This window comes from Parasphingorhabdus sp., assembly GCF_036568145.1.
Taxonomy (GTDB): domain Bacteria; phylum Pseudomonadota; class Alphaproteobacteria; order Sphingomonadales; family Sphingomonadaceae; genus Parasphingorhabdus.
This window is the reverse complement of sequence record NZ_DATCTC010000016.1, coordinates 112,998-130,188: the sequence shown is the minus strand read 5'-3', so window position 1 is coordinate 130,188 and position 17,191 is coordinate 112,998. Positions and strand designations below refer to the sequence as shown.

The window sequence follows — 17,191 nt, the reverse complement described above, 5'->3', positions numbered from 1 at the left end:
TTGGGAGAGGGAACGATATGGCTCGGCTAGAGGGTAAAATTGCAATTGTTACTGGAGCGGCTTCCGGGCTTGGGAAAGCAATTGGCGAAACATTTGCCAAGGAAGGTGCGAAGGTTGTTCTCACGGACATAAATAGCGAGAGTGTCAAAGAGCTAGGTTCATCAATCGGAGCACATGCAATGGGACTACACCAGGACGTTGCCGATCCGAGCCGCTGGCAAGAGGTCTTTGACGAAACGCAAAACACATTCGGAACGCCGCATATCCTGGTCAATAATGCCGGTCTGGTTATTCCAGCCACGATTGAGGATTGCACACTGGAACAGTTTCGCCTGACCAATGCGGTGATGTTAGAAGGTGTATTTCTTGGTTGCCAGACGGCAGTGCGAGCTATGAAAAATAATGACCAACCCAGCTCGATCATCAATCTCAGTTCCATGGCCGCTCTGCAGGGATATTCCGCATTCCTGGCATATACGGCCGCCAAAGGCGGTGTGCGGTCGATGACCAAATCAGTGGCGCTGCACTGCAAAGAACAGAATTATCCTATCCGCTGCAATAGCCTGCACCCTGCTGCTATCGATACACCCATGGTCCGACAAGCATCTGTTGGTGCAGAGGGCGAACCGACACCCGCAACCGGCATGATCCCGCTGGGCGAAATGGGCCACCCTAACGACGTTGCAGAGCTTTGCGTCTATCTGGCAAGCGATGCATCGCGGTTCATGACAGCAGGGGAATATCCCGTCGATAACGGGGCACTATATCAGCCAAGCTAGTTAATTAAGGGGCATTTGCTTTCATAATGGCAGCAACCTGTCCCTGAAACTCGGCAAGGTCAAAATAGTCCCGCCACTTGGCGATCTTACCATTTTCAATTTCAAAAGCGCCCATGACCCGGATTGCTATCCATTGTCCGGCCATCTTGAATTTATCTGTGCGTTCGGTAAGCACCACATCGCCATTGGTTGCGATTGCATGCACGGTCCAATCCGCTTCTTCAAAATTAAATGCGCCGCCGTCAAAAAAAGCCTTTACCTCAGCAAGGCCGTTACATGGTTCCATCGGGATATTATGATAAAAAATATCATCCGCCATCGCGGCATAAATGGAATCAAAGTCACGCCGGTTCCAGCTATCGATAAAGTCGAGAACAAGCTTTTCATTCACATTTGACATGGTTGCCCCCTATTTGTCCGGTGAAACGTCCAGAATCAACTTGCCCTGATTGCCGCCTGAAAACAGCTTCATAAAGGCATCGTAGCTATTCTCGATACCCCGAACGATATCCTCGTCATGCTTGATCTTGCCTTCAGCCAGCCATTGTCCCATCTGGGCGATACCCTCTGGAAAGCGCGGGGGATAATCACGGACAAGAAAACCCTTGATCGTTACCTGACGGGAAACAAGATACCACAGGTTCCGGATACCCACGGGTTCAGGGCTGTTATATTCGCTGATAAGGCCACATAGCACAACGCGTCCATATTCGTTGATTGCGGTGAGGCCTGCGTCCAGAATGATACCACCTACATTTTCCCAGATAATATCGACACCATCCGGCGCGGCTGCGGCGATTTCCGCCTCCAGCTCGCTCTGACTCTTGCCGCGATAATCAATCGCAGCATCAAAGCCATAATGGTCGATCAGGCGCGCGCATTTATCAGCGCCTCCCGCAATTCCTATAACCCGGCACCCCTTGATTTTGCCGATTTGTCCGACCAGCGATCCAACCGCGCCCGCCGCACCGGTTACCAATAATGTGTCGCCTTCCTTGGGCTGGCCATCCTCGATCATTCCGAAATAGGCCGTCATGCCAACTGCGCCAAGCACTGACAGGAAATTGGTCGGAGAAGGCACAAGTGATACGTCAACCGGAGAGGTAAAGCCCCCTGCTTCGACGACCGAAAATTCCTCCATTGCCGCCAATCCGACAACCCATTGTCCCTCGGCAAAATCGGGATTTTTGGAAGCATGGACCCGTCCAACCGCACTCGCCCGCACGGCATCGCCCAAAGCAATTGGCGGCATGTAGCTTTCTGCATCGCTCATCCATCCACGCTGCGCGGGATCCAGTGAAATATAATGGTTGCGGACAAGGAACGCACCGTCTGCCAACTCTGGTAATTCCTCTTCAACCAGTTTGAAGTCGCCTGGCTTTGGTTCGCCGTCGGGGCGCTTGACCAGCGTGAATTTTCTGTTGGTTGTCATATTCTCTCTCCTAAAATGACTCTCCTCCCAAGAGAGCTAATGGTTCCGTCCAACTCTCTTGCAAGTCGCCCCGGTGAGAGGATGTCACTGATTGAACAACCTTCACACCGTCTAAGACTATGCGGCTAATCAAGCCCCCCTATTTTCATTGAAGAGGCCTGATTTTCAATTAAGTGGTAGCTTGCTGTTTCTTGATTTTCTTGGCGAGCGACCATTTGTGAACCTCGGTCGGTCCGTCGTAAACGCGGAAAGCGCGAACCTCACGGAAGACCTGTTCGACCACAGTATCCCGACTAAGGCCAGTGCCGCCCATGACTTGAACACATTTGTCAGCAATGCGGAACAAGGCTTCTGAAACGGCAACTTTCGCCATCGAGCTTTCAGTTGTTCCAAGGTCACCGGTATCAAGAACACGCGCGCACCAATCGATCATTAATTCGGCTTGTTTCAGATCAATCTGGTTTTCCGCCAGCATGAACCCGACCCCTTCGTGATCGATAAGCGGCTTGCCAAAAGCCATCCGCTTTCTGGCATAATCCGATGCGATTTCCTGCGCCCGGTCACAGGAACCAAGCCAGCGCATGCAATGGGTCAATCGCGCCGGGGCCAGCCGGACTTGTGCATATTTGAAGCCCTCTCCACTTTCTCCAAGCATCTGGTCAGCGGGCACACGCAAATTTTCAATATTCACGACAGAATGACTACCCGGCATGGAACTGTCGATCGTATCCAGCACTCGTTCGATGGTAATCGCCGGGTCAGGCAAATCGACCAGGAACATACAGGCGCCATCATCGGATTTCGCCATGACGATTCCGACTGTCGCGCCTTTGGCACCGGTGATAAATGTCTTGCGGCCGTTAATCACCCAATGATTGCCATCGGGTTTTGCCGTTGTCTGCATCATCATCGGGTCGGATCCCGCTCCGTTTTCACTCGCCGGTTCGGTCATGAAAAAGGCGGAGCGCGTGGTTCCGTCAATCAATGGTTGCAGAAAATGTGCCTTCTGCTCCGGCGATGCACATTTGCCGAGCAGATACATATTGCCCTCATCCGGCGCGAATGTATTGACCGCCAACGGCCCAAGAGGTGACAAGCCGGATTTGCGCAGAACCAGAGCGGTTTCAAGATGCGTCAGATGGCTACCGTCTTCACGGATATGCGGTGTGAGCACACCTGCCTCTCTCGCCAAGGCCCGCATTTCCTGCACCAGTTCATCGGTTGGGCCATGATCCTCGCACCGGGCATCCTTTTCATAATCGAATATTTTGTTCCGGACGAAGCCCTCGACCTTCTCGGCAATTTCTCTGGCTTCGGCACTAATTTCGTGATTCAAATCATAGTCCTTTCATTATTCCGTCATTGTGGATCTGCATCAGAACCTCTCTACCTTACCTTAAGCCTGTTAGAGACGGCGACACAAGTTGGCACGACGAAATAGATTCGTATCAGCGCTGCAATATCGTGACTGCTGCTACACCAGGAGCGCCATAAACCTGAGTATAGGCGGTTTTCGGATCACCCGGAACCTGACGCTCACCAGCGGTTCCGCGCAACTGGACGACATTTTCATAGACTTGCCGAAGCCCGGACGCGCCAATCGGTTCCCCGCAAGCAAGGCAACCGCCGTCAGTATTAACCGGCAGCGCACCTTTAATTTCTGTTCGTCCCTCGATCAGCCATTTTTCCTGATCCCCGTGCGGGCAAAATCCGTTCTCCGCCATATGCATGATTTCCGCACCTGCCTCAGTATCCTGAAGCTGAGCAATATCGATATCTTCCGGCCCCATACCAGCCTGCTCGAAAGCTGCCTTGGCAGCAAGTTCAGTCGCAGTGCCGCCGCGCTCATTATCAATCGATGCGGCAAAAACTTCAAACGAGCCTGGCGGACGAGTCCGCATTACAGAGGTTTTCAGGCGAATTATCGGCCCGCCAAGTTCTCTGGCTTTTTTCTCGCTCGCAAGGATCAGTGCCACAGCCCCTTCGGCCGGAGAACAGAACATATATTTGTTAAGCGGGTCGCTGATCATCGGGGCATTCATGATCGTTTCAAGATCAACTTCACTGCGCCGCCACGCGTGATCTGTTTTGGCCCCGTTGCGAAATGCCTTTTCTGCAACCCGTCCCAATGTTTCGGTACTTAGGTTATTTTCATGCAGGTACCGCATAATCTTTGCGCCAAAGAACTGCGTAGTAAGCATATAACCCGCTTCACCATACCAGTTAGGCAGGCCATATTCCGCTGGATTGGCGTTAAACGCCCCGCGCGGGTGCTTGTCAAAACCGACAGCCATGCCAAGCTCATATTCACCCGACTTGATCGCGCTAGCTGCTGCGTTGAGCGCAGACCCACCGGTTGCACATCCGTTGGAAACATTGATAAACTGAATACCGGTGAGGCCAAGATGCGACACCATCGTATCTGCAGCGCCGGAAGCGCTGGAACCACCGAAAGCAAATTCGACATCAGCCCAATCAATTCCGGTGTCGGCCAGCGCCTGCTTAACAGCATAAACCCCCTGATCCATGCCATCCCGTCCCTCGGTCCGACCAAAAGGGTGAATGCCAGCGCCTACAATACATACGTCGCTCATCTCAATCTCTCCTCAAACAGCTTTCAAAACTTCAAACAGGCTTGAAAGCATGAATTATTTTTTGCTCATCATCTGGTGCATCCGGGTTTAGCGGAATGGCGACAAGCTCGACTTCCATGCCGATTTTCACGTCTTCCGGTTCAACGCCGGTCAGCCGGGATTCCACCATCGTCTGTCCGGGCAAAGAGACATAGGCAACCACATAGGGCTTGAAAGTCTCTGGATCCGCAGGTCCGATATAAGGGGGCTTTGGCGGAAAACGTTGAACGGTATAAGTCCAGACGGAACCGCGGGTCGCCAGTTCTATAGGTTCTATATCATCATTCGGTGTGAGAGGCAGCGGGAAGGATATATGGCCCGTCTGTTTATTCCGCGCACCAAGAAGGGCTGTCATACTCTCATCCGTGAACAGATTATCTGCGATAGGCTGCGCGTTCATACGCCTTTTCCTTTTGATTTCACCAATATGAAGCCCCGACACTAAGCCAAAGACTGTCTGTCACTAACTGCCAAAACGGCTAGTTAGATTTTTAATAGCCCGAATGCACGGCGAGCATCTCGCCATCTACCAGAAGGTCTCTTCCGGTGACGAAACCCGCATCATCACTGGCCAGGTAAGCTGCGGCACCCGATCCTATCTAATTTGGGAGACGCTCTTGTAAATCCTGCCTCTATTATTCGTTTAATATCTTAGGAAAGGAAGCTGGATGCCAACGCCCGAACATATGACCGAGATAGTGAAACGCTATCTTGCTGCTATCAACGCCGGTGACATGGATGCGGTGATGGCCATTTATGCAGACAATGCCAAAGTCGAGGATCCAGTTGGCACAGAGCCAAAGACGGGTGCGGACATATTGCCCTTTTACCAAAGAGCTTTTGCTGGTGGCGCGAAAGCCGAGCTGACCGGCCCGCCCCGCGTGAGCGCCAGAGCGGCGGCTTTTCCGTTTCATGCCGAAATCAAATCCGTCGACGGAGCGGTGACCCATATTGATGTCATCGACATTTTCGAATTTGACGATGAAGGCAAAGTCGTAAAAATGACTGCCCATTTCGGACCGGGTAACGTCACCCGCAGCGAAGGCTAAACGCTTAATCGCCAGCCGGCCTAGTAACCCGACCGTCGCGCCAGCCGGTCGGCATGGAATCCTGCATCGCCAAACATCTGCTGGGCCACATGGACTCGCTTGAAATAAAGCCCGACATCATATTCGTCTGTTACGCCAATGCCGCCATGCATCTGGATCGCTTCTTTCGTGGACAATTGCGCGGTATCCCCCGATTTTGCCTTGGCCATCGAGCAAGTCGCAGAGGCGCTTTCGAAATCATCATCAAGCAATTGCAATGACTTAAGAACAGCCGACTTGGTCATCTCAATCTCGGTCGCAAGATGGGCTGCGCGGTGCTGGAGCCCCTGAAATGAACCGATTTTCTGGCCAAATTGCTCGCGCTCTTTCAGATAATCTACGGTAATCGCAAAAGCCTGTTGTGACGATCCGGACATTTCCGCGCTCAATACCGCGCGGCCCGCAGACAAAATCCCTTCCAGGGCAATATTACCGCCGTCTATTGTGCCAAGGATATCATCGCCCGTCACCTCAAGACCATCAACCTCGATATCAGCAGCATTACGGCTATCGATCATTGGTGTATGCGTGCGCTTGATGCCCTCCGCGTCGGCATTAACAAGAAACAGTGTAATGCCTGATGAGTCAGCGACCTTGCCGGATGTCCGCGCCGCAATGATAAGCTTATCCGCAATATTCCCGTCCGCTATAAATGTCTTTGAACCGGACAGAATATAGCCATTGCCATGGGGCTTGGCAGAAAATTCGATATGTTCCGGACGGTGATGTGGCCCCTCGTCAACCGCCAACGCGAACAGGGTAGATCCATCGCATATTGATCCCAGATATTGCTCTTTCTGTTTGGCACTACCGTACCGCTGGATGGCAGTCGCTCCCAGAACTGAAGTGGAGAAAAACGGCGAAGCGGTCAGGTGGCGGCCCATTTGCTCGGCCAGCACACCTGCGCCAACATATCCAAAATCACTACCGCCAAATTCTTCATCGACGATAATCCCGGCCCAACCCATTGCAGCCATTTCCTGCCAAAGACTGCGGGAAAAACCATCCGGATTTTTGCTATCTCTCAATTGCCTGAGCGCGGCGACCGGAGCATTCTCGGTTAAAAATCCGCTAGCCGCATCCTGCAGCATTTCCTGTTCTTCTGTGAGAATAAGGGCCATGTCGTTTTCGCCTAATTATGAGCCTGATTTAATTTTCTGACTTAGTTGTCGGGCAGTTCCAAGACTCGCTTGGAAATGATGTTAAGCTGGACTTCGGTCGTGCCACCGAGGATCGAGTAGGCACGGTTGTAAAGCCAGGTATTGGCCAAGCTGTCATGCTCAATCCCGTCGGGACCAATTGTCGCGGCCTTTGTGCCTTCAATGTCCATACGCAGTTCGCTACCCTTTTTGGTGAGTTCGGAAGCAGCATATTTGAGCATGGATGATTTGGCGCCAAGGCCATTGCCATTACTGGCTTCATCGTTCATCCGCTCGACCGTCAGTGTATAGGCCCAGTCATCAATTTCGGCCTGGGCAATTTTCTGCCGCAGCGCCGGATCATCCAGCCGCCCTGTGGCGTCCAGACCGATTTTTTCGGCTGCATATCCGCCAAGATTTTCAGGTCCTGTCGCCCCGCGTAGAGGGGACATGGTTCCAAGCATGCCGCGTTCGTGAACCAGCAGGTTTTTTGCAACATCCCAGCCCCGGTTTACTTCGCCGACAACGGATAAGTTGTTTTCACCATAGGCTTTGGGAACTTTCACATTATCCAGGAAAGTCTCGCAAAACGGCGAATGGCCAGAGATCAGGACGATCGGTTTTACGCTGATCCCCTCACTCGCCATATCAATCAATATGAAGGTAATGCCCTTATGCTTGGGCGCATCAAAATCAGTTCGCACCAGACAGAATATCCAGTCGGAAATATCTGCATTGGACGTCCAGATTTTCTGTCCGTTGATCAACCAGTGATCGCCTTTGTCTTCACATTTGGTCTTGAGCGAAGCAAGATCAGAACCCGCGCCGGGCTCGGAATATCCTTGGCACCAGCGGATTTCACCACGGGCAATTGCGGTCAGGTGCATCTGCTTCTGCTCATGCGTACCGAAAGCCAGCAACGCAGGGCCAAGCATAGAGATACCAAAATTACTCAGCGGTTTGCGCGCGTTAATACGGCCTAATTCCTCGGCAAGGATCTTCGCTTCGTCCGCCTTCAGTCCAGCGCCGCCATATTCACGCGGCCAGGTCGGTACCGTATACCCCTTTGCAACAGCCGCATCGAACCAGCGTTTCTGAGCTTCGGACTGAAACTCCCATTGGCGGCCGCCCCAGCATTGATTCTCTGCGGTGATGTCGCCATCGCGCATTTCCTCTGGGCAGTTTTCTGCTAGCCATTCGCGCGTTTCGGCGCGAAATTTTTCCAGGTCGCTCATATATTCCCTCTTGTCATATAACCATCTTATTGCAGACGGCGAAGGGCTGGCACTGCGCAAATAGTTAGCGCTAGCAACAAGCCAGCCCCAATATGCGTCAATCCAATCGCAATAATTGCTTGCCGAAATTCTGCCCCGCAAACAAACGCTTCAGGGTCTCAGGGATATTATCGAAGCCTTCCTGGATATCTTCCTTAAAGGTGATTTTGTCTTCCTTGATCCATTGACGCATGCGTTTCTTGGCTTCGGGAAACTCGCTCGCGTAATCGTTCATAATAAAGCCCGACATCGTCCCGCGCTTGAATATCAGATTGAAATAATTCTCGGGACCAGCTGGCATATCGCCTTGTTCATAACGAGAGATGCCCCCGCAAATCACAATACGTGCATGCATGGCAATATGAGCCAGCGCATCGTTCAAAATCTTTCCGCCGACATTGTCGTAGAAAACGTTGATCGACTGGTTGCAAAGCTCTTTCAGTTTGGCTCGCACGTCTTCATTTTTATAGTCAATGGCATGGTCATAGCCGACTTCCTGGGTCAACCAGTCACATTTATCCTTGCCGCCTGCAATGCCAATGGTCCGGCATCCGGCAATCTTGCCGATTTGACCGACCATAGAGCCTGTTGCCCCTGCTGCGCCGGAAACCACCAATGTATCGCCCGGCTGCGGCCGTCCGTGCTTCAACAGACCAAAATAGGCCGTCAATCCCGTCGTACCGAGAGCACCAAGATTAGCACTTAGCAGATCATCATCGGGAACTTTGATCAATTCGCTGCCCGTTAACATCGCATAGTCCTGCCAGCGCAGCCCGCCCATGACCTTGTCACCAGCGGCAAATGCGGAATCGCGCGATTCAACTACTGTGCCGATGCCGCTGCCCCGCATCACTTCACCAATTTCGGTTGGAGCAACATAACCGCCGATATTTTCCATCCAGCCTTTTTGGGCAGGGTCGAAAGCAAGAATCTCGTTCTTGACCAACACGTGGCCTTCGGTGACCTCAGGTACCTGTGTCACGACTTTCTTGAAATCGTCGTCCACAAGACCACGTCCTCTGGGGCGTCCGTTAATCAGCCACTGTCTGTTTTCTGTCATCCTAATCCTCCAATTTCGTGATATCCGTTCTGATAGACTGAAGCCCGGCGACCGGATAACTGCCAGCTTTGATAGCTTTGCTGTTTATAAGGAGGGGTCGCCATAACCCTTGAGGGCCGCGAAACATTCCATGAATTTCCAGTAGGATGGTCTAAAACCAACGATATTTTGCTGCATTGCGGGAATATTGACCGTCGCGGAAACCCGCATTTCGAATCCACAATATTCCGTAATTGCGGGGGCCGATTTTCCTGCAATACTCCCTATAACAATAGTGGCCGGTGATCTGCCCTGCGCTATTTAGGAATATATGGAATAGACCTATCCTGATAGAGTTCAGGTGATACATGTTTACCAAAAATGGAGTGAAGCCTTGAGCGATACACAAATGGCAGACAAAGATGTCCTGATAGACATTTTTACCCGTGCGGACCTGATCATGCAGTCGGATATCCGCTTTCGTAAAATGATTGGTTCAGGACAATTGCAGATTGTATATTATCCTGTGCGTGGTCAGGAAGTTGTCTCTTCCGCTATGATGGCCGCAATTAATCAGGAAGACTATCTCGTCACCATTTACCGTGGACTGCACGACCAACTGGCCAAAGGCATCCCATCCAAAGATCTTTGGGCAGAATTTGCCGGCAAAGTGACCGGCACTTGCAAAGGCAAAGGCGGCCCGATGCATATCACCCACCCGAAATCCGGTGTTATGGTTACAACCGGCATCGTGGGATCGGGCATTCCGATTGCCAATGGATTGGCTCTCGCCAGCCAGCTGGACAAAGACGGCAAAGTCACAGTTTGCTGCTTCGGTGATGGGGCGTCCAATATCGGTGCCTTTCATGAAGGTCTGAACATGGCGCAGGTCTGGAAACTGCCAGTGATCTTCCTCTGCCAGAACAACCTGTATTCCGAACATACGCCGATGGCTTTTGCCACCAGTTCGGAAACCATCAAGCAGCGCGGCGAAGGACTTGGCATGCGCTCAGTCCGCGTCAATGGCAATGACGCCAGCGAAATGTATGCCGCAGCCAAAGAAGCCGTGGAATATGCGCGTGCCGGCAAGGGACCAACCCTGATCGAGGCCATGACATTCCGCTTCCACGGCCATTTGCTGGGCGACACCAGCCACTATATTCCCAAAGAAGAAATGGAACAGGCAATAAAGGATGATCCAATGCCTATCCTGCGCCAGCAATTGCTCGACCTTCAGGTGAGCGAAGCGGACATCGCTGCCATTGAAGCCAAAAATACCGCAATCATTGATGAAGCTGCACAATTTGCGCTCGATAGTGATTATCCGTCAGGAGACGAATATCGCATTGATGTTCTAGACGTGGAGATTGCAGCATGAGCACGCCCGATAAAAAAGAAGCCCCGAAGCAAATCATGTTCGCACAAGCGTGTAACATGGCAATGGCCAAGGCGATGGCCGATGATCCAAAGGTCATCCTGATGGGTGAAGACATTGCCGACGAACAAGGCGGCGGTGTGTTCAAAGTAACGGCTGGTCTTTCGGAGAAATTCGGTACCGACCGCGTGCGCTCGACGCCGATCTCGGAACAGGCGATTGTCGGGGCCGCTGTAGGCGCGGCTTTGGTCGGATATAAACCTGTCGCGGAAATCATGCTGATGAACTTCATCACCGTGGCTATGGACCAGATTGTCAACCATGCGGCCAAATTACGGTTCATGTCCGGCGGACAGACCAGCGTGCCGCTAACCATTCGCACCACCACGGGTGCAGGAACCGGTCTGGGCGGGCAACATAGTGATATGCTTGAAGCATGGCTGGCCCATGTTCCGGGCTTGAAAGTGGTTGCAGCATCCAATCCGGCAGATGCTTATGGCCTGCTATATTCATCTATCATGGACCCCAACCCGGTGATCTTTATTGAGAACACCCCGACCTATTTTTCAAAAGGTCCAGCGCCAGCACCTGATCATGTCGTGCCACTCGGCAAGGCATCCGTTCCGCGGGAAGGTAGCGATATCAGCCTGATCACTTACAGCCGCGGCGTTGGTGCCTGTCACGCAGTTGCGGAGAAACTCGCTGGCGAAGGTATCTCATGCGAAGTCATAGACCTGCGCACAATCGCTCCGTTTGACGAGGAAACCGTGCTGAAAAGTGTGGCCAAGACCAAGGCTGCGGTCGTCGTGCATGAAGCCGTGAGAAATTTTGGAACCGGCGCAGAGATTTCGTCGCGCATCCATGAAGAACTATTCTCTGAACTCAAGGGACCGGTTGGACGGGTTGGATCAGGCTATGCCCCGGTTCCCTTCTCTCCCGCCATTGAAAAGGCCTGGATGTTCAGCGAAGATGATATTGAACGTGAAATCCGCAAATTACTGAGGTAAATATGGCTACTGAAATCCGCATACCAAAATTGGGCTTTAGCATGGAAGTCGGCACACTTGCAGAATGGCTGGTGCCCGATGGCTCTGATGTCACCGAGGGGCAGGAAATTTATGCTCTCGAAAATGACAAATCCACGCAGGAAGTGGAATCACCTGCAACCGGAAAACTCAAGATTATTGTCAGCGCAATTGGCGAAGAATATCCGGTTGGCGAGCTGATTGGAGTGATTGAATAACCGGTGAAAATAGAAACTAACCAAGCCTATCATTATAGATAGCGATGTTGGGTTGACTAGAAAACCAAACATGCGAAAGATGCGCTAATCGGGAGCCCGCACGAACGGGCTCCCTGGAGAGGAAGCGCATAAATGGCCGAAAATTTTATCGAAGATATTCCTGATTTTTCAAAGTTAACTTTCAGCCGTATCCTGAACAGTGTCACCATTACCAGCCCCGCTGGGATTCGCCCCGCTGCAGAAGCGATTCACAAACTCGCGCAATCCTATAACTTCCGGATCGCGGCCAGCGCCGATATTTCGTCCAAAGCCCATATGGTAGATGCCGAAGGTGAGCTGATTAACAAAGATATTTTCGGCTGGACAGCCAAAGGCGAGCGCTGGTGGGAGGATACCCGGCTGGCACTTAGTTCTCCGCTACCGCGTGCATGTCGCTATGAAAGTGAGCCTATCTGGTGCAATGCCGAGGGTTTCCATGGCCATTGGCAGAACGAATATCTTAACGAGATCGACCTCAAAGGATATTTTAATGGCACCTCCAGCGCCAAATCAGCCATTCTGATCCCGATACATTTGCCTTTCGGGCAAATCGCGTCGGTCAGCTTCACCCCGCTGGATAATAATGTCAGCGAGCTTAGCGAACCTTACCGGCTGTACTCGGACTTTTTTGCTGTTGTCACCCGGCGTTTTATAACAGGCTATGTCCTGGCGATGCGGCAGAAGCACCGGATGCCGGCCAATTGTATCCTGTCTAAACGGGAAGCGGAATGTCTGCACTGGGCAGCTATCGGCAAAACTGACAAGGAAATCAGCATGATATTATCGCTGAGCCATGCGACTATCCGCTATCATGTTAACCGTGCGGGGCAAAAGCTCAACAGCGTCAACCGCGGCCAAACGATATTCAAGGCCGGGCAGCTCGGTTATCTGGGTGCTACCGACTAATAGACGCCCAGATCGGAGTAAGGAAATCTATTTTCGCAGTAGCGCGAACACGCCTGTCATCGTCATCAACAATCGATCATCTGCGACAATATTGCCGTGGCAATATGCCGTGCGCGTGCCCTTGCGATCAATATAGGCATGGGCCACGACCCACTCTCCCAATTTCGCACCGCTAAGGAAATTGGTGTTAAGATTGATCGTGGCAATCGGTAAATGCGGCTTCTCACTGACAAAAAGCTGATAGCTTAGCGCAACATCGGCCAAGGTTGTCAGCACACCGCCATGGGCCACATCAATTCCATTGATATGCCCTTCCCCGATACGGATGCCGACCGCAATATGATCGGCATCCTTTCGCGTATAATAGGGACCCGCTACGTCAAGGAAGCCAGTCGAAAATCTGGCAGGTGCAAATCCCGCGGGTATAGTTCCAGCCTCCAAAGCTCCCAAAACCCTATGCCGCTGTTTGACGTTTCGGACTCTTGGGCGGTGTTTCGCTAGTCAGCCATAATTCGAGCGTCTCGTGAAAATGGCGCAGCTTTGATTCCTGGTAGCTGGCAAATATCGCGACACCGTCCGGCTGGCTTTTAATCCCCTTTTGCATGGCTTTATGGTTGAGATAATCCTGATTGAAAACCTTCGCCAGATAGCTACCCAATCCCGTGGCCTCTGTATAATCGTCTTCCAGATCAAGGAACTTGCATTCCGCCGGCTCAGGTCGCTCGGCCCCTTCGGGCAGCGCAACCATATACAGCACTTCATGCAATGATTGCTCAGGATTATCACCATCCGGGCGGAACCGGTAAAAAATCGGATTAAAGTCCGCCCATGGGCTTATATTCGGGAAAACACTGTAGAAAATCGCATCGGTCAGATCGGCATCGCTGATCTCATCCACCTTGTCACCCCATACCGGGCGCATTTGTTCGCGCCGCGCCTGTGCCGCTTCCTGCCGGTTAGCCTGAGCCGACTCACCTGTGAACTCCATCGGCATGTCCTCATCTGCGGGTGCGATTTTACCGCCGACCCAATTGCACATATGAGTATCAGCCGATTTCAGATCACCTTCTATATAATTGGCTTCCATATCGAAAATGCCGCTCTTGCCATTAGGCAAAGAAACCTCAACCCTGTTTTCTCCCAACCGCTTGTACAGATGCTTGCTGAGCGGGTGAATGAAACTCTGGAAGGCTTTCTTATCCGGAAAAGCGCTAGGGTCCGGGTTTTCGAGCCCTGTGTGCGGGCTTGGCGAACCATGGGCAGACATGGCGCGGGACACATTGGGCCACACATCATATTTACTGTTCGCATCGGCAAAAGCCGGCATCAATTCGGGATGGGTCGCTACCACATGATAGGATTCCATAAAGGCTTCCTGGGCAAGCTTCCAATTGCAAGGCAAGCGCTTGATAACATGTGCGGCCTTGTACCGGCGCTCGAAAGGAATCTGGAAATGACGATCAAGATCGCCAATAAAATCCTCAAGCGGCTCACAATCGGGATCCGGATTGATGAAAACAAATCCGCCCCATTCGCCGACGCGAACCGCCTTAAGACTATGCGTTTCTTCACTGACCGTCGGGAAATCCCACTGGCAAGGCACTTCCTTCAACTTGCCATCCAGTTCCCATGACCAGCCATGGAACGGACAACGCAGGGCTTTCTGCTCTTTTTTATGGCCATCGCAAATCGCACGGCCGCGATGCATGCAACTGTTAGGGAAGGCTTTAATCTCGTCCTCTGACACACGGACAATGAGGTAGGACATTCCGGCAATATCATAGACATGGGTATCACCAACCGCCTTGATATCATCTTTGTGGCAGGCCATTTGCCAGACCCGTTTCCAAAGCATTTCCACTTCCCGGTCATGCTCTTCCTTGGTCCAATAGCGGCTGACATCAATACTCGTCAGGCCCGGCTCCATTGGCGATTCTTCAAAATATACTTCGGGCGCCCGTACTTTGTCGCCTTCCAACAACTCGATATAAGAAATGCCGTTTGACCGATTATGTCCTGTTAATGTCTCGACCATCATCTTCTCCTGAAAGCATTGAACTTCTTTTGCCTGAGCCTACTGCAAGAAACGGTAAACTCCACTAGTGAAACTGGCAGCCCCTTGCATCTTGCCAAAATATGTTCGCCCCGCGAAAATACCGCAACATTACTAATGGTTTTGAGAGGACCGTTGGGTCCCGTTACCTGTGTATCCTACCCGATAACAAGACAGGCATGAGTCTGTACAAAAGGAGAGCTATTCCGTGAAACTCTATTCCAGCCTTGGCCCGAATCCACGGCTTGTTCGTATGTACATCCTGGAAAAAGGGCTGGATATAGAACGTATTCATATCGACATTCTTACGGGCGAAAACCGTACACCTGAATTTGCCGACAAAAATATTCTCGGCACGACTCCCGTCCTGGAACTCGATAACGGCTTCATGCTGAGTGAGATCATCGCGATCTGCGAATATCTGGAAGAAACACATCCCGACCCTGCCCTGATCGGCACTACCCCGGAAACGCGCGCCGAGATACGCATGTGGGCGCGCCGTATTGATCTGGAAATAGCCGTGCCCATGACTCTCGGATTTCGCGGCGGCGCTGGCCGCCCCATGTTCGAGCCGCGCATGGATGTTGTCAGCCCCGAAGCAGCAGCTGAATTATCCGCTATATCTGACCGGCATTGGATATGGCTGAACGAACAACTGGGCGACAAAAAATATATCTGCCAGGACAAGTTCACGCTCGCAGATCTTGTGGCTTATTGCTTTATTAAATTTGGCGGCACGATTGGATGGAGCCTTCCCGAAGGTACCGATAATCTGGCCCGTTTTGTCCAGCATATGGATGAGCGCGAATCTGCCAAAGTCTGGTTGGATAGCGAATGACCGATATGACCACATCATCACCCGCCTCGCTCGCCAAACTCGGCACCATCATGCAGATCAGCTATGTGCCCGATGATTATGATGCTGCTCTTGACTACTGGACCCAAAAAATGGGTGCCGGCCCGTTTTTCCACACCGAAGGTGTCCAGGTCGAAAATGTCAAATATCGCGGCCAGCCCACCGACTTCCGTTTTTCCATGGCTATTGGTTATTGGGGTGATGTGCAGGTAGAATTGATCCGTCCCGATAATGATGCCCCGTCCATGTTCAAGGACTGGCGCGAAAAAGGATTACAGGGGGTTCAGCATCTTTGCATCATGGTCGATGATCTGGCCGAAGCGCGGCGAATTAGCGAAAGCAAAGGCGGCGAAGTCATTCAGGAAGTCACTCTGCCCGGCGGTGTCGGCGGGGCCTTCTATGCTGATTATGGCGGCGGACCCGGAACCATCATCGAATATCTGCAAATACCGCAAGCTGGCCGCGAAGGCTTTGCTGCCATGCGGCAGGCCCATCTCGACTGGGATGGAAAAACAAACCCGATAATAGGAAAAGAATGAATGAGCGAAGCACCGGAACGCAAACCTGACCAGAAACCGATCAATTGTGTACTGGTCGCTGCCGGTAAATATCATGATATTGATTTTGCTCGGCTGGAAGTTCTTAAATTACTGGCAGAAGATGATCGCATCCGGGTACGGGTATTTGAAGATTACGAAAATCTCGACGCGATCAAGAACGCTGATTTCCTGGTCAGTTATACATGCGACCTCCAGCCCAGTGTAGCGGCACAAAAGAACATTCAGGATTTTGTCAACAAAGGCGGCCGCTATTTCGCTTTGCATGGCACTAACTCGGTCCTCAGATTCCTTGAAAACGGGCTAGTCGATGCGCCGGATGAAATGCCGGTCTTTGCTGATACGCTAGGCACCCGATTTCTCGCGCACCCGCCGATCATTCCATTCACGGTCGATAATGCCCAGCCGGATCACCCGCTGGTCAAGGGTATTCCCAGCTTTGAGACTGTCGATGAGCAATATCTGGTCGAAACGCGCGCCGAGCTCGATATATTACTCGATACAGAATATAATGGCACGGATGATATTAGCGGCTTTGTCCATAGCGATATCAAGAAAAGCCGCCATCCGGTTTTCTATATCCGGCGCATGGGCGAAGGTGCGGTTCTCTATCTGACCATGGGCCATTGCCGCGGACATTATGATATGGAACCGGTACTCGATTGGTGGCCGGAAATAGACCGGTCAGGCTGGCAGCAACCAATTATCTACGACCTGCTACGGCGTGGCATAGCCTGGTCGTGTGAAACGGCTATCTCGAAATTTTAATCGCCGGATT

At 51.9% G+C, this 17,191-nt stretch carries 19 protein-coding genes; 9 read left to right on the top strand and 10 right to left on the bottom strand.

Features of this window, described 5'->3' with window-relative positions; all coding sequences use genetic code 11:
• Positions 1–17 precede the first annotated feature (17 nt).
• Positions 18–779, top strand: a complete 762-nt coding sequence (locus VIN76_RS04935) for an SDR family oxidoreductase (protein ID WP_332040708.1) — start codon at positions 18–20, stop codon at positions 777–779.
• 4 nt (positions 780–783) lie between these two features.
• Here VIN76_RS04935 and VIN76_RS04930 read toward each other — a convergent pair whose 3' ends face one another.
• The 5 genes from VIN76_RS04930 to VIN76_RS04910 all read right to left on the bottom strand — a co-directional run bounded on the left by VIN76_RS04930 (position 784) and on the right by VIN76_RS04910 (position 5,244).
• Positions 784–1,179 carry a limonene-1,2-epoxide hydrolase family protein gene (locus tag VIN76_RS04930; protein WP_332040707.1) on the bottom strand — a complete coding sequence of 132 codons (396 nt, stop codon included), beginning with the start codon at positions 1,177–1,179 and terminating at the stop codon, positions 784–786.
• Between the two features lie 9 nt (positions 1,180–1,188).
• The gene (locus tag VIN76_RS04925; RefSeq protein WP_332040706.1) at positions 1,189–2,211 is read right to left on the bottom strand and encodes an NADP-dependent oxidoreductase; all 1,023 of its coding nucleotides are present in this window, start codon (positions 2,209–2,211) and stop codon (positions 1,189–1,191) included.
• Between the two features lie 169 nt (positions 2,212–2,380).
• Entirely contained in the window at positions 2,381–3,547 is a 1,167-nt protein-coding gene (locus VIN76_RS04920; RefSeq protein WP_332040705.1) for an acyl-CoA dehydrogenase, read from the bottom strand.
• 112 nt (positions 3,548–3,659) lie between these two features.
• Complete coding sequence (locus VIN76_RS04915; protein ID WP_332040704.1) at positions 3,660–4,805, bottom strand: thiolase family protein; 1,146 nt, start codon at positions 4,803–4,805, stop codon at positions 3,660–3,662.
• Positions 4,806–4,836: 31 nt separating this feature from the next.
• Entirely contained in the window at positions 4,837–5,244 is a 408-nt protein-coding gene (locus VIN76_RS04910) for a Zn-ribbon domain-containing OB-fold protein (protein WP_332040703.1), read from the bottom strand.
• A 268-nt stretch (positions 5,245–5,512) separates the two neighbouring features.
• Between VIN76_RS04910 and VIN76_RS04905 the strand changes: the two genes are divergently transcribed.
• Positions 5,513–5,893 carry a nuclear transport factor 2 family protein gene (locus VIN76_RS04905; RefSeq protein ID WP_332040702.1) on the top strand — a complete coding sequence of 127 codons (381 nt, stop codon included), beginning with the start codon at positions 5,513–5,515 and terminating at the stop codon, positions 5,891–5,893.
• Between the two features lie 20 nt (positions 5,894–5,913).
• Here the strand turns inward: VIN76_RS04905 and VIN76_RS04900 are convergent, their stop codons facing one another.
• The 3 genes from VIN76_RS04900 to VIN76_RS04890 form a co-directional block, all read right to left on the bottom strand.
• Positions 5,914–7,053, bottom strand: coding sequence for an acyl-CoA dehydrogenase (locus VIN76_RS04900; RefSeq protein WP_332040701.1), 1,140 nt, complete (start codon positions 7,051–7,053; stop codon positions 5,914–5,916).
• A 41-nt stretch (positions 7,054–7,094) separates the two neighbouring features.
• The gene (locus tag VIN76_RS04895) at positions 7,095–8,306 is read right to left on the bottom strand and encodes an acyl-CoA dehydrogenase family protein (RefSeq protein WP_332040700.1); all 1,212 of its coding nucleotides are present in this window, start codon (positions 8,304–8,306) and stop codon (positions 7,095–7,097) included.
• A 97-nt stretch (positions 8,307–8,403) separates the two neighbouring features.
• Positions 8,404–9,405, bottom strand: a complete 1,002-nt coding sequence (locus VIN76_RS04890; protein ID WP_332040699.1) for an NADP-dependent oxidoreductase — start codon at positions 9,403–9,405, stop codon at positions 8,404–8,406.
• Positions 9,406–9,778: 373 nt separating this feature from the next.
• Here VIN76_RS04890 and VIN76_RS04885 point away from each other — a divergent pair, with 373 nt between their 5' ends.
• From VIN76_RS04885 to VIN76_RS04870, 4 genes are all read left to right on the top strand, one after another.
• The gene (locus VIN76_RS04885; RefSeq protein ID WP_332040698.1) at positions 9,779–10,762 is read left to right on the top strand and encodes a thiamine pyrophosphate-dependent dehydrogenase E1 component subunit alpha; all 984 of its coding nucleotides are present in this window, start codon (positions 9,779–9,781) and stop codon (positions 10,760–10,762) included.
• Positions 10,759–11,766, top strand: coding sequence for a pyruvate dehydrogenase complex E1 component subunit beta (locus VIN76_RS04880; RefSeq protein ID WP_332040697.1), 1,008 nt, complete (start codon positions 10,759–10,761; stop codon positions 11,764–11,766). Before VIN76_RS04885 ends, VIN76_RS04880 begins: the two co-directional genes overlap by 4 nt.
• 2 nt (positions 11,767–11,768) lie before the next feature.
• Complete coding sequence (locus VIN76_RS04875; RefSeq protein WP_332040696.1) at positions 11,769–12,002, top strand: biotin/lipoyl-containing protein; 234 nt, start codon at positions 11,769–11,771, stop codon at positions 12,000–12,002.
• 132 nt (positions 12,003–12,134) lie between these two features.
• Entirely contained in the window at positions 12,135–12,947 is an 813-nt protein-coding gene (locus VIN76_RS04870; RefSeq protein WP_332040695.1) for a helix-turn-helix transcriptional regulator, read from the top strand.
• 27 nt (positions 12,948–12,974) lie between these two features.
• On the opposite strand, the gene VIN76_RS04865 is transcribed toward VIN76_RS04870, so the two are convergent.
• Together VIN76_RS04865 and VIN76_RS04860 are read right to left on the bottom strand one after the other, a co-directional pair.
• A complete protein-coding gene (locus VIN76_RS04865; protein ID WP_332040694.1) occupies positions 12,975–13,388 on the bottom strand; it encodes a PaaI family thioesterase in 414 nt (137 codons plus the stop codon).
• 13 nt (positions 13,389–13,401) lie between these two features.
• The gene (locus VIN76_RS04860; protein ID WP_332040693.1) at positions 13,402–14,985 is read right to left on the bottom strand and encodes an aromatic ring-hydroxylating dioxygenase subunit alpha; all 1,584 of its coding nucleotides are present in this window, start codon (positions 14,983–14,985) and stop codon (positions 13,402–13,404) included.
• Positions 14,986–15,208: 223 nt separating this feature from the next.
• On the opposite strand from VIN76_RS04860, the gene VIN76_RS04855 reads away from it, so the two are divergent.
• From VIN76_RS04855 to VIN76_RS04845, 3 genes are read left to right on the top strand one after another with little or no spacing between them, the layout of a single operon-like run.
• On the top strand, positions 15,209–15,838 hold the full coding sequence (locus tag VIN76_RS04855) for a glutathione S-transferase family protein (RefSeq protein WP_332040692.1): 630 nt from the start codon (positions 15,209–15,211) through the stop codon (positions 15,836–15,838).
• Positions 15,835–16,395: a VOC family protein gene (locus VIN76_RS04850; protein ID WP_332040691.1), complete on the top strand. Its 561-nt coding sequence runs from the start codon at positions 15,835–15,837 to the stop codon at positions 16,393–16,395. The genes VIN76_RS04855 and VIN76_RS04850 overlap by 4 nt, the downstream gene beginning before the upstream one ends.
• A complete protein-coding gene (locus VIN76_RS04845) occupies positions 16,396–17,181 on the top strand; it encodes a ThuA domain-containing protein (RefSeq protein ID WP_332040690.1) in 786 nt (261 codons plus the stop codon).
• Positions 17,182–17,191: the final 10 nt, after the last annotated feature.

Coding starts and splice junctions, on each gene's coding strand:
- VIN76_RS04935 (WP_332040708.1), top strand. CDS start 18: ATGGCTCGGCTAGAGGGTAAAATTGCAATTGTTACTGGAGCGGCTTCC.
- VIN76_RS04930 (WP_332040707.1), bottom strand. CDS start 1,179: ATGTCAAATGTGAATGAAAAGCTTGTTCTCGACTTTATCGATAGCTGG.
- VIN76_RS04925 (WP_332040706.1), bottom strand. CDS start 2,211: ATGACAACCAACAGAAAATTCACGCTGGTCAAGCGCCCCGACGGCGAA.
- VIN76_RS04915 (WP_332040704.1), bottom strand. CDS start 4,805: ATGAGCGACGTATGTATTGTAGGCGCTGGCATTCACCCTTTTGGTCGG.
- VIN76_RS04910 (WP_332040703.1), bottom strand. CDS start 5,244: ATGAACGCGCAGCCTATCGCAGATAATCTGTTCACGGATGAGAGTATG.
- VIN76_RS04905 (WP_332040702.1), top strand. CDS start 5,513: ATGCCAACGCCCGAACATATGACCGAGATAGTGAAACGCTATCTTGCT.
- VIN76_RS04900 (WP_332040701.1), bottom strand. CDS start 7,053: ATGGCCCTTATTCTCACAGAAGAACAGGAAATGCTGCAGGATGCGGCT.
- VIN76_RS04895 (WP_332040700.1), bottom strand. CDS start 8,306: ATGAGCGACCTGGAAAAATTTCGCGCCGAAACGCGCGAATGGCTAGCA.
- VIN76_RS04890 (WP_332040699.1), bottom strand. CDS start 9,405: ATGACAGAAAACAGACAGTGGCTGATTAACGGACGCCCCAGAGGACGT.
- VIN76_RS04880 (WP_332040697.1), top strand. CDS start 10,759: ATGAGCACGCCCGATAAAAAAGAAGCCCCGAAGCAAATCATGTTCGCA.
- VIN76_RS04875 (WP_332040696.1), top strand. CDS start 11,769: ATGGCTACTGAAATCCGCATACCAAAATTGGGCTTTAGCATGGAAGTC.
- VIN76_RS04870 (WP_332040695.1), top strand. CDS start 12,135: ATGGCCGAAAATTTTATCGAAGATATTCCTGATTTTTCAAAGTTAACT.
- VIN76_RS04860 (WP_332040693.1), bottom strand. CDS start 14,985: ATGATGGTCGAGACATTAACAGGACATAATCGGTCAAACGGCATTTCT.
- VIN76_RS04850 (WP_332040691.1), top strand. CDS start 15,835: ATGACCGATATGACCACATCATCACCCGCCTCGCTCGCCAAACTCGGC.
- VIN76_RS04845 (WP_332040690.1), top strand. CDS start 16,396: ATGAGCGAAGCACCGGAACGCAAACCTGACCAGAAACCGATCAATTGT.